Here is a 10,648-nt window from a genome sequence, read left to right on the forward strand (position 1 = left end):
AAGGCGAGCGAAAAGACCAGCAAGGCGGTATGAGCTTTGACAGAAATCGCCTAAGCACTGACGCTGCTCAGGAACGTGTTCCGGAGCCGATTGTCTAGCTACTCGGATTCGGTGAGGTAGGACTAGCGTTCCGCCCCGGCTTTGCATCGCAGCTTTGCAAGCTTCCTCAGCAACCGGGGCTGCAACTGGCGCTGCAACCGGGGTCTGCTTGTCGTTCTCGCCTTTTCCGGCCCGTTCGTGCAAAATGGCCGACGGTCCGGGCCTGCGTGGTAACACCGGGCCGTTGAGCAATCTCAGTCCACGCTCTGAAGGAGACGTCAGAATGTCCGATAAGCCAATGAACAAGAGCCGTCGTGACGCCGTCAAGATGATGCTTGGTGGTCTCGCCTCGGTGCCCCTGGTCAACCTCGTCGGTATTGCAGCCGCACAAGCCCAGGATCTCCCGCACGTTGACCCGGCAACCGATCCGACCGCACAGGCGCTGAAGTATCATCATGACGCGACCGAGGCCGATCGCGCCGCCGCAGCGCGTCCTGGCAAGCCGCCGGAAGAGCAGTTCTGCAACAACTGTCAGTTCGTATTGGCTGACTCGGGCGAGTGGCGCCCCTGCAGCCTATTCCCAGGCAAGGCCGTGCATGAGACCGGCTGGTGCGCATCTTGGACGCTGAAGGCCGGCTAAAGGTCTCGTTGTCCTGCCGCGGCCTCTGAGCCCGGCGCGGGGCGCCTCAGCGCCCCGCTTGGAGTCTCTCGATCACAACCCCCATTTTCCATCCTTTTGCACCCTGCCTAGGGTCGTCGCCCGTCGACAGCCGAACCCCGTCGGCCCTGGCGTCTGCAGCAGATGTCCGTCCGCTGCGATCACTGCCCCTCTGCATCTAGCCAAATCCCATTAACGGCTCTGATGTTGAACCCTGGGTTGCAAGATCCTAATCTCCTCGCTAGTGACGAGCCTCTGCCCGTTGCCAGACCCCGCCCAACGCTTGCTCCGGCTTCGCTGGGTGCAGCCCAATCCGTTGTTTTGCTATCCGCTTGGAACTGAGTCATGAGCCTTGCGCTGTTGCCCGTCACTCGTCAACTCCTGATGCGCGCGCTGTTATGGGCACTGATTGGCGCGATCTATGCGCCTCTGTTTATCGTGCTTGAGGCACTGCTCGAGCCTTATTTGGGGCCCTTGGCCTTCGTTGCAGCGGCTACGGGTGCCGGTGCGATTGGTGCCTCTTACTACAGTGCGCGACAGGCTGCGTTGGCGGCGAGCTTGATCGGCGTCGTAACGACGCTATTCGTCTTGATCCTGTTTTTTGAGCATGCCGCGTTCTGGCATGCTGCGCTGCTTTGCGGCGTCCTCGGTCTGGCGACCGGACTATTGATCGAGTTCCCGACCCGTTGCACGGCAAATGTGCCAGCCAAGGCCTTGGTGGGTGCTTTGAGCGGGGCGGTCTCTGGCACTGTGCTCTCATTGGTGGCGATGCTCGGCGTCGGGCTCTCGCCGGTGGTGGCTGTGGCCTTCCTGGTCTCGGTCAATGGGGTCATCTTCGTCGCCTCGGTGCGCAAGGTGGCAACTGCGACTGGTGGTTTGCCGCGACGTTGGTGTCCAGTCGCAGAGGGGCTGGTGATCGGCGTCATCGCGGTCATCGTCGGCGGGAGTTTCTGGGCCTTTGCGAACATCGTTTCCGGCTATGATCGGTCCGGCTTCTTCCTGGACGTGGTTGAGAGCACCTCATCGGCCTTGCCGCTTGCGGTTGCGTCGGGCATGGCCGCTGGTAGCGTTACCGGGGCGCTGCTCGAGCTATTCAACTTTGCCTGGGTCGATGACCTGTGATTGTATCCCTGCGATTCGGCGCTGACTCGAGCTGCGGCTTCATCTGATGGCACGACGGAAGGGCGATCGCCGCTGGATGCAGCGCCACCTGAGTGATCCATACGTCCAGCAGGCGCAGCGTGACGGTTACCGCTCCCGGGCGGCTTACAAGCTGATCGAGCTGGATCAGCGCGACCGTTTATTGCGCGCAGGGCAGTCTGTGGTTGATCTCGGTGCGGCACCCGGGGGCTGGTCACAGGTGGTGGCAAAGCGCAACGGGCCCCGAGGTACAGTCGTTGCCATCGATCTACTTGAGATGGAGCCGATTGCCGGGGTCGATGTGATTCAGGGCGATTTCCGTGAGGCCGAGGACTTGGCGAGACTGCGCGAGCGCATTGGCGACCAGGGTGTCGATCTTGTGCTTTCGGATATGGCCCCAAACGTTTCCGGCATGGCGGCAGTCGATCAGCCGCGGATGATGTACCTGGTTGAGCTGACCATGGATTTTGCTGCGCAGTACGCGAAACCGGGTAGCAGCTTGGTAGTCAAAGCGTTCCAGGGCGAGGGGTTCGACATCGCGTTGAGAGACCTTCGGCAAGGTTATCAGCAGGTCAAGATCCGTAAGCCAGGTGCGTCGCGGGCGGCGAGCCGAGAGGTTTACTTGGTAGCGACAGGGCGCCAAGTCCGGTAACGTCCCGTCTATCCCATATCACTTAGTGCAGTCCCGAAGCCGTACCGGCTTAGGTGCCGCAGTTCTGAAAGAGGCCGATGCCGTGAGCGACATGGCGAAAAATCTGATTCTTTGGGTGGTCATCGCGATCGTGCTGATGTCCGTGTTCAATAACTTCACGGCCACGCAGTCGAGTCCGCAGACCCTGGCCTATTCCGACTTCATCGAGCAGGTCCGTCAGGGGCAGGTGAAAGAGGTAACGGTCCAGGGCCGGACGATTGAAGGCGTAAACCACAATGGCCAGCGTTTCACGACCTACAGCCCTGGCGATGAGGGCTTGGTGGGCGATCTGCTCAACAATAACGTGGAGATTCGTGCCACGCCGCCCGAGAAGCCCTCGGTGCTGATGCAGATCCTGATCAACTGGTTCCCGCTCTTCATCCTGATCGGGCTCTGGATCTTCTTCATGCGGCAGATGCAGGGCGGCGGCGGTGGCCGCGGCGCGATGTCGTTCGGCAAGAGCAAGGCGCGCATGCTCAGCGAAGATCAGGTCAAGGTGACCTTCGCCGACATGGCGGGTGCCGAGGAGGCGAAGGATGAGGTCGTCGAGGTTGTCGACTTCCTCAAGGACCCGTCCAAGTTCCAGAAGCTCGGCGGCAAGATCCCGAAAGGCGTGCTGATGGTCGGCCCTCCAGGGACGGGCAAGACCTTGCTGGCCCGCGCCATCGCTGGCGAGGCCAAGGTGCCGTTCTTCACGATCTCGGGCTCGGACTTCGTGGAGATGTTCGTCGGTGTCGGTGCCTCGCGGGTGCGCGATATGTTTGAGCAGGCCAAGAAGCATGCTCCTTGCATCATCTTCATCGATGAGATCGACGCGGTTGGACGTCACCGCGGCGCCGGTCTTGGCGGAGGTCACGACGAGCGCGAGCAGACCCTGAACCAGCTGCTGGTCGAGATGGATGGCTTCGAGGGCAACGAGGGCGTGATCGTGATCGCGGCGACCAACCGTCCCGACGTGCTTGATCCAGCGCTGCTGCGTCCGGGCCGTTTCGACCGCCAGGTGGTGGTGCCCCTGCCCGACGTGCGCGGGCGCGAGCAGGTGCTCAAGGTCCACATGCGTAAGATCCCAACGGCCGAGGACGTCACGCCATCGCTGATTGCTCGCGGCACACCGGGCTTCTCTGGCGCTGACCTCGCCAATCTGGTCAACGAGGCGGCCTTGTTCGCCGCGCGCGCCAACAAGCGCCTGGTGGATATGGAGGACCTGGAGAAGGCCAAGGACAAGATCATGATGGGCGCCGAGCGCCGATCGATGGTGATGTCCGAGGATGAGAAGAAGCTGACCGCTTACCACGAGTCGGGTCATGCGATCGTCGGCCGGCTGGTGCCGCAGCATGACCCGGTGCACAAGGTCAGCATCATTCCGCGCGGGCGTGCGCTGGGCGTGACCCTGTTCTTGCCCGAGGACGATCGCTTCAGCTACAGCAAGCAGCGTCTGGAGAGCCAGATCTCGAGTCTGTTTGGCGGTCGTCTCGCCGAGGAGCTGGTCTTTGGTGCGGATATGGTGACCACGGGCGCCTCGAATGACATCCAGCGGGCCACCGATATTGCCCACAACATGGTGACCAAGTGGGGCCTGTCTGACAAGCTGGGTCCACTGACCTACAGCGAGGACGAGCAAGAGGTCTTCCTGGGCCATTCGGTGACCCAGCACAAGTCGGTGTCCGATGAAACAACGCATCTGATCGACAAGGAGGTGCGCAGCTTCATCGATCGTAACTACGAGCGCGCCAAGACCATCCTCGTCGAGCACATGGATCAGTTGCACGCCATGGCGGCTGCCTTGATCAAGTACGAGACCATCGATGCCGAGCAGATCAAGGACATCATGGAGGGGCGCGAGCCACGGCCGCCGAAGGACTGGGGTAGTGATGAGCCGAAGCGTCCTGGCGGTGGTGCCGATGCACCCGTGACCCCATCGCCCGGTGGTCGCCCGGCAACTGGCCCGATCGGTGGCCCTGCCGGCGAGCACTGATCGTCATGGAGCCCCGAGACACTAACCTCACGCCATGAAGGTATTGCGGTGTGGGGACCGGTTGCTGGACATGACCGGTCCCCAAGTGATGGGCATCCTCAACGTCACCCCCGACTCCTTCTCGGACGGGGGTGATTTCGTTTCCGTCGACGCTGCACTCGAGCGTGCCGAGCGCATGGTTAAGGAGGGAGCGACGATCATCGACGTTGGCGGTGAGTCGACGCGCCCGGGTGCTGAGCCGGTGCCGGAGACGGTCGAGATCGAGCGCGTGGTGCCAGTGATCGAGGCGTTGGCGCTGCGGGGCGAGGTGCCGATCTCGATCGACACCTCCAAGCCCGCGGTGATGCGCGCTGCGGCTGGCGCTGGTGCCGGCTTGATCAATGATGTCTTCGCGCTGCGCGCACCCGATGCCTTGCGCACCGCTGCGGCGACGGGCCTGCCGATCTGTCTCATGCACATGCAAGGCCAGCCTCGGACCATGCAGCAGCGGCCCAAGTACGCCGACGTGGTGGCCGATGTGATGGACTTTCTGCGGGGCCGCATCAGCGCTTGCGAGCAAGCGGGTATCGCCCGGGATCGGCTCTTGGTTGATCCCGGCTTTGGCTTTGGCAAGACCCTCACGCATAATCTCACCCTGCTGGCGCGGTTGGATGAGCTCGCCGAGCTTGGTCTGCCGCTGCTGGTGGGGTTGTCGCGCAAGTCGATGCTCGGCGCGATCACCGGCCGGGGTACGCGCGATCGCACGTCGGCTGGGCTTGCCGCGGCCATGCTCGCACTCGCACGTGGTGCCGCGATCATCCGGACCCATGATGTCTCGCCCACCTACGATGCGGTGCGTGTTTTCACCGCTGTTGCGGAAACGGGGCAATGAGCGATAGCCGGTCGGATGACAACGGCACTGAGCGACGACGGACGCTCGGTCGGACCTAGAAAGGTGGAAAGGTGAAGCGCAAATATTTCGGCACCGATGGCATCCGGGGGCGAGTCGGCGATCCGAGCGTCAGCCCCGACTTCGTGGTCAAGCTGGGTTGGGCCGCTGGGCGAGTGCTGGGTCAGGGCAACGGCAGCACGGTGCTGATCGGCAAGGACACGCGAATCTCTGGCTACATGTTCGAATCCGCGCTCGAGGCTGGTTTGGTCGCGGCTGGGGTCGATATCCGCCTGCTAGGCCCAATGCCGACGCCAGGCGTTGCTTACCTGACTCGGACCTTTCGGGCCGCGGCTGGCATTGTCATCACGGCGTCTCACAACCCGTACGACGACAACGGGATCAAGTTCTTCTCCAGCGATGGCGACAAGCTGCCTGACGAGGTCGAGTGTGCCATCGAGGCCATGGTCGATCAGCCCTTGATCACGGTGCCCTCGGCGGATCTCGGCAAGGTGCGCCGGGTTGAGGATGCGGCAGGTCGTTACATCGAGTTCTGCAAGAGCAGTATCCCCCCCTCGACGACACTGAAGGGACTGAAGCTGGTCCTCGATTGCGCCAACGGGGCGACCTACAACGTGGCGCCGTTCGTCTTTGAGGAGCTCGGTGCCGAGGTGGTCGCGATTGGCAATCGGCCGGACGGCTTCAATATCAATCGCGAGGTCGGCTCGACCAAACCGGGCGCTCTCGCCGACGCGGTGGTCGCTGAGGGCGCAGCCCTTGGCATCGCCTTTGACGGTGATGGCGATCGGCTGATGATGGTGGATGCCGAAGGCCAGGTGGTCGACGGTGACGCCTTGATCTACCTCATCGCCAACTCGCGTCGCGCCACCGATCAGCTGCGAGGTGCCGTGGTTGGTACCCTGATGAGCAATCTCGGGCTTGAGCTCGCGCTGCGGCGTTTGGGCGTCGACTTCGTGCGCACCCAGGTTGGCGATCGATACATCATGGAGCAGCTCAAGCGCGACGGTGGCATGCTCGGCGGCGAGCCGTCCGGGCACATCATCTGTCGCGATCGGACCACGACCGGCGACGGCATCATCGCCGCGCTGCAGGTGTTGCAGGCGCTCATGGATGCTGATCTATCGCTGGCTGAGGCGGTGCGGCCGGTTGAGCGCTATCCCCAGGTGCTGATCAATGTCCGGCTGGAGCAGCGCACCGATGTGATGGCGCGGCCACGCATCCAGGAGGCGGTGCGCGCGGCCGAGGCTAGCCTGGGTGATCAGGGGCGCATCCTATTGCGCCACTCTGGCACTGAGCCCTTGGTGCGGGTGATGGTCGAGGGCAGCGATGCGGTCAATGTCCAGGCCCTGGCCGAGGAGCTTGCTGGCCTGGTGCGTGACGAGCTAGGGGCCTAAACCGATGCAGACGACCTCGATTCACGGCATGTGGTCATCGCGGCTCGCGTTCATCTTCGCGGCCACCGGCTCCGCTGTTGGCCTGGGCAATATCTGGCGCTTTCCGTACACCGCGGGTGAGTATGGCGGTGGCGCCTTCGTGCTGATCTATCTGATCTGTGTCGCGACCATTGGGGTGCCGATCATGATCGCCGAGATCATGATCGGGCGTCGCGGACGACAGAGTCCGATCAATACCATGCGTGCGCTTGCTGAGCAGGCCGGTGCAAGTCGGGCCTGGCAGTTGCTTGGCTGGATGGGTATCCTGGCAGGTTTTCTCATCCTGTCGTTCTACAGCGTGATCGCCGGTTGGACCCTTGCCTATGTCTTTCGGGCCGGGGCCGGATTGTTCGCGGGGATCGATGGCAGCGCCTCGGAGGCGATCTTTGGCGCACTGGTCGCGGATCCCGAGCGGCTCTTGGCCTGGCATACCATCTTCATGGTGCTCGTGGTCATGGTCGTCGCGCGTGGTGTTGCGAGCGGTCTGGAACGGGCCGTGCGATTTCTGATGCCGGCGCTGTTTCTGTTGCTGATCGTCATGGTGCTCTATGCCGCTCAGGCGGGAGACTTTGGTGCCGGGCTTTCCTACCTTTTCACCCCCGATTTCGGCGAGCTCAGCGAGAATGCCGGGGAGGCCATCCTCAGTGCGATGGGGCAGGCCTTCTTCAGCCTGAGTCTCGGCATGGGCGCGATCATGATCTACGGCTCTTATCTCAGTAGCCACGCCTCGATCGGCGGTAACGTCGCGATCATTGCCAGTATGGATACCCTGGTCGCGGTGCTCGCGGGACTGGCGATCTTTCCGATCGTATTTGCCAACGGTCTCGAGCCTAGCTCCGGGCCTGGGCTGATCTTTCAGACGTTGCCGGTGGCCTTTGGGCAGATGCCATTTGGGGCGTTTTTTGGCGTGCTCTTCTTCCTGCTGCTCGCATTTGCTGCCTGGACCTCGGCCATCTCATTGCTCGAGCCCATGGTTGCTTACCTGGTCGAGAACAGAGGCTTCAGCCGCGTGCGTGCCTCCTTGCTGGCGGGTGTTGCGGTCTGGCTGCTGGGGATCGCCTGCTTGCTGTCCTTGAACAAATGGTCGGGCTTTACTGTCTTTGGCAAGGGTATTCTCGACCTCTTCGATTACCTCACCGCGAACGTGCTACTGCCGCTTGGCGGCATCTTCATCGCCGTATTTGTGGGCTGGGTGCTCGATGAGCGGGTGTCGCGAGAAGAGCTCGGCGCCACCAATGGGGCGTTGATCTATCGCTTCTGGCGAAGCCTGATTCGCTGGCTCGCGCCAGTCTGTGTCATCCTGGTTTTTTTGAACGCCGTTGGATTGATTTGACGTGCCACTGGTAAAGAAAAGTGCATTGGTGCGTCACTCGGCGCAACAGATGTTTGATCTGGTCGCAGACGTGGAGGGCTATCCGCAGTTCCTGCCTTGGTGTCAGTCTGCGACCCTGCTGTCGCGCAACGAGGATGAGCTGTGCGGGCGCATCGAGGTCGCCAGACTCGGCGTGCGCCAGGTGTTCGCGACCTGCAATAGGCTCGAGCCGCCTGAGCGCATGTATCTGGACCTGAAAGAGGGTCCATTTCGCAGGCTCAGTGGCGTCTGGACCTTCACGCCGCTTCGCGAAGATGCCTGCAAGGTCGAGCTCGAACTGGATTTCGAGTTCTCGGGCCGTCTCATTGATAAGGCCTTTGGTGGCGTCTTCGGGCAGATCGCGAACTCGATGGTTGACGCCTTTTGTAAAAGAGCAGATGAGGTCTATGGTGACTGAGCAGACCATCAATGTCGAAGTGGCCTACGCCCGTGAGCGGGCGCAGGCGCTGATACCGGTAACAGGGCAGGCCGGGATGACCCTCGCCGATGCCATCGAACGCTCCGGCATCCTCTCTCGGTTTCCCGAGATCGATCTTGATGTCAACAAGGTTGGCGTCTTCGGCAAGCTGGCCAAGCTCGATCAGGCGCTCGCTAGCGGTGATCGAGTGGAGATCTATCCGCCGCTGATCGCCGATCCAAAGCAGGCGCGCAAACAACGCGCGACCGGCGCAAAGGCCAATGCAGCCTAGGGCGGGCTTTGCTGCCGAGCGAAAGCGGCCCCTGACCTCCGGCGGTCTGAGCCCGTAAGCAGGCCGGTTAGTCGGTGGTTTCGACGCCGACAGCGTTCAGGGTCCGGGTGATGATGCCGCGGTCATCCCGCCAGTCCGGCACCTCAACCACCTGGGTCTCTTCTTCGAGCGCCGCCAGGGCCGCAGCCGAATCAGGTTGTGCAAATCCTTCGATGCTCACAAGCTGATCATCTTCAAACCAAAGGGTGAGCCGCTTGATCTCCATCGGCTGATGCCCGCGGCGAATGGTGTAGATGTAGTCCCAGCGGTTGGTGTGGAACATATCAGTGAGCAGGGGCGTTCCGAGCAGGAAACGGACCTGCTCGGGATTCATGCCGAACTGGACCTGATTCACCATGCGCTCGGTAATGATATTGCCTTGCTGGACCGTCATCTTGTAGACGAAGGGTAGATTCGACAGCATGGAGCCGCTGGGGCGATCATCCTGTCTCTTGCCGCGTGCACAGCCGCTGCTCGCGAGCGCCACAGCAAGGACCAGGATCGAGCTAAGAATGACAAGCCTTTGCATCAATCTGCTATAAAGAAGGGATGAAACAGACACAGATGGTACCGCACATGAGCAAACGGCATCAGTTTCTCCGACCGACGTTAACTGCGAAGCGGACCGATGGATAAAATGCCGATGGAGAATCAGCGACAGATCAAGCAGGCGGGGCTTAAGGTGACCGTGCCAAGGCTGAAGATCCTGCACATCCTGGAGACCAGCGAGCAGCGGCATCTCAGCGCCGAGGAGGTTTACAAGGAGCTGCTGGCTGCCGACGAGGAGATCGGGCTGGCGACGGTGTATCGGGTGTTGACCCAGTTCGAGAGCGCCGGCTTAGTGGTCCGTCATCACTTTGAGGGCGGCCAGTCGGTGTTCGAGCTCAATCGGGGTGGGCACCACGATCATCTGGTCTGCGTCAAGTGCGGCGCTGTGGTCGAGTTCTTCGACCAGGTGATCGAAGACCGTCAGCGAGCCATTGCCGAGCAGAACCAATTCAAGATCGTCGACCACGCCCTGGTGATCTATGGTGATTGCCTCCAAGGCGAGGACTGTCCCCGGCGCGGTGAGCTCAAGCGAGGCTCTTAGCTTGAGCCCATTCGGGCCTGCCAGGCAGAAGGTCGCCAGAGCGCGCGACTGCCGTCGGTGAATGCCGTGCAAGGACAGGCGTCTCGCTCATCGACTGATTGCGCTACTGATGCCGTTGTCCGACGGAGCATCCACGTCAGCCTAGAACGGCAACGATTGATGCTTTTTGAGGATGAGCTGCTGGTTGAGAGCGCCGCGGTCTCGACCGCGCTGAACGGTGCAGGCGAGCGCAACGGCAGCGGCTGCACGCCGCGCGGGCGTCATCGAATTCGTCTCAAGATTGGTGCTGGCTGTCCCCCCGGCGCCGTGTTTCGCGGACGGCGTTGGACCGGGGAGGTCTACTCGGCCGAGCTTGGTGCAGCGGCGCCAGAGCGAGACTGGATTCTGAGTCGTATCCTCTGGCTCACCGGCTGCGAATCCGGACGTAACCGTGGAGGGGCAGTGGATACGCTGCGTCGCTATATCTACATCCATGGCTGTCCAGAGGCTGAGCCGATGGGCGTGGCGCGCTCGCATGGCTGTATTCGGATACGCAACACCGATGTGATCAGGCTCTGTGACTGGGCTCCGATTGGCTGTCCGGTGTTGATCGACTGATCGGACGGCAATGTTTCGGCTGGCTGCTGTTCGTCT

12 protein-coding genes are annotated in these 10,648 nt (G+C 61.9%); 11 read left to right on the top strand and 1 reads right to left on the bottom strand.

Annotation, left to right across the window (positions count from 1 at the left end; genetic code table 11):
• The first annotated feature begins 322 nt into the window (after positions 1-322).
• From ACY693_RS08155 to ACY693_RS08195, 9 genes are all read left to right on the top strand, one after another.
• On the top strand, positions 323-679 hold the full coding sequence (locus tag ACY693_RS08155) for a high-potential iron-sulfur protein (protein WP_462321331.1): 357 nt from the start codon (positions 323-325) through the stop codon (positions 677-679).
• A 363-nt stretch (positions 680-1,042) separates the two neighbouring features.
• The gene (locus tag ACY693_RS08160) at positions 1,043-1,819 is read left to right on the top strand and encodes a hypothetical protein (protein WP_462321332.1); all 777 of its coding nucleotides are present in this window, start codon (positions 1,043-1,045) and stop codon (positions 1,817-1,819) included.
• A 46-nt stretch (positions 1,820-1,865) separates the two neighbouring features.
• Positions 1,866-2,489, top strand: a complete 624-nt coding sequence (gene rlmE, locus ACY693_RS08165; protein ID WP_462321333.1) for a 23S rRNA (uridine(2552)-2'-O)-methyltransferase RlmE — start codon at positions 1,866-1,868, stop codon at positions 2,487-2,489.
• 91 nt (positions 2,490-2,580) lie between these two features.
• Positions 2,581-4,503, top strand: coding sequence for an ATP-dependent zinc metalloprotease FtsH (ftsH, locus tag ACY693_RS08170; RefSeq protein ID WP_462321334.1), 1,923 nt, complete (start codon positions 2,581-2,583; stop codon positions 4,501-4,503).
• A 34-nt stretch (positions 4,504-4,537) separates the two neighbouring features.
• Positions 4,538-5,374: a dihydropteroate synthase gene (gene folP / locus ACY693_RS08175; protein WP_462321335.1), complete on the top strand. Its 837-nt coding sequence runs from the start codon at positions 4,538-4,540 to the stop codon at positions 5,372-5,374.
• Between the two features lie 71 nt (positions 5,375-5,445).
• On the top strand, positions 5,446-6,786 hold the full coding sequence (glmM, locus tag ACY693_RS08180; protein WP_462321336.1) for a phosphoglucosamine mutase: 1,341 nt from the start codon (positions 5,446-5,448) through the stop codon (positions 6,784-6,786).
• 4 nt (positions 6,787-6,790) lie between these two features.
• Positions 6,791-8,158: a sodium-dependent transporter gene (locus tag ACY693_RS08185; RefSeq protein WP_462321337.1), complete on the top strand. Its 1,368-nt coding sequence runs from the start codon at positions 6,791-6,793 to the stop codon at positions 8,156-8,158.
• A 1-nt stretch (position 8,159) separates the two neighbouring features.
• The gene (locus ACY693_RS08190) at positions 8,160-8,594 is read left to right on the top strand and encodes a type II toxin-antitoxin system RatA family toxin (protein ID WP_462321338.1); all 435 of its coding nucleotides are present in this window, start codon (positions 8,160-8,162) and stop codon (positions 8,592-8,594) included.
• Positions 8,584-8,886, top strand: a complete 303-nt coding sequence (locus ACY693_RS08195) for an RnfH family protein (RefSeq protein ID WP_462321339.1) — start codon at positions 8,584-8,586, stop codon at positions 8,884-8,886. The genes ACY693_RS08190 and ACY693_RS08195 overlap by 11 nt, the downstream gene beginning before the upstream one ends.
• 67 nt (positions 8,887-8,953) lie before the next feature.
• Here the strand turns inward: ACY693_RS08195 and ACY693_RS08200 are convergent, their stop codons facing one another.
• Positions 8,954-9,454: an outer membrane protein assembly factor BamE gene (locus tag ACY693_RS08200; protein ID WP_462321340.1), complete on the bottom strand. Its 501-nt coding sequence runs from the start codon at positions 9,452-9,454 to the stop codon at positions 8,954-8,956.
• 114 nt (positions 9,455-9,568) lie between these two features.
• On the opposite strand from ACY693_RS08200, the gene fur reads away from it, so the two are divergent.
• Together fur and ACY693_RS08210 are read left to right on the top strand one after the other, a co-directional pair.
• The gene (gene fur / locus ACY693_RS08205) at positions 9,569-10,015 is read left to right on the top strand and encodes a ferric iron uptake transcriptional regulator (protein WP_462321341.1); all 447 of its coding nucleotides are present in this window, start codon (positions 9,569-9,571) and stop codon (positions 10,013-10,015) included.
• 129 nt (positions 10,016-10,144) lie between these two features.
• Positions 10,145-10,612 carry a L,D-transpeptidase family protein gene (locus ACY693_RS08210; protein WP_462321342.1) on the top strand — a complete coding sequence of 156 codons (468 nt, stop codon included), beginning with the start codon at positions 10,145-10,147 and terminating at the stop codon, positions 10,610-10,612.
• Positions 10,613-10,648 lie beyond the last annotated feature (36 nt).

The organism is Halochromatium sp. (assembly GCF_054919635.1).

Bases quoted from the DNA above. Each gene is read 5' to 3' on its own strand.
- ACY693_RS08155 (WP_462321331.1), top strand. From the start codon at position 323: ATGTCCGATAAGCCAATGAACAAGAGCCGTCGTGACGCCGTCAAGATG.
- ACY693_RS08160 (WP_462321332.1), top strand. From the start codon at position 1,043: ATGAGCCTTGCGCTGTTGCCCGTCACTCGTCAACTCCTGATGCGCGCG.
- rlmE (WP_462321333.1), top strand. From the start codon at position 1,866: ATGGCACGACGGAAGGGCGATCGCCGCTGGATGCAGCGCCACCTGAGT.
- ftsH (WP_462321334.1), top strand. From the start codon at position 2,581: ATGGCGAAAAATCTGATTCTTTGGGTGGTCATCGCGATCGTGCTGATG.
- folP (WP_462321335.1), top strand. From the start codon at position 4,538: ATGAAGGTATTGCGGTGTGGGGACCGGTTGCTGGACATGACCGGTCCC.
- ACY693_RS08185 (WP_462321337.1), top strand. From the start codon at position 6,791: ATGCAGACGACCTCGATTCACGGCATGTGGTCATCGCGGCTCGCGTTC.
- ACY693_RS08195 (WP_462321339.1), top strand. From the start codon at position 8,584: ATGGTGACTGAGCAGACCATCAATGTCGAAGTGGCCTACGCCCGTGAG.
- ACY693_RS08200 (WP_462321340.1), bottom strand. From the start codon at position 9,454: ATGCAAAGGCTTGTCATTCTTAGCTCGATCCTGGTCCTTGCTGTGGCG.
- fur (WP_462321341.1), top strand. From the start codon at position 9,569: ATGGAGAATCAGCGACAGATCAAGCAGGCGGGGCTTAAGGTGACCGTG.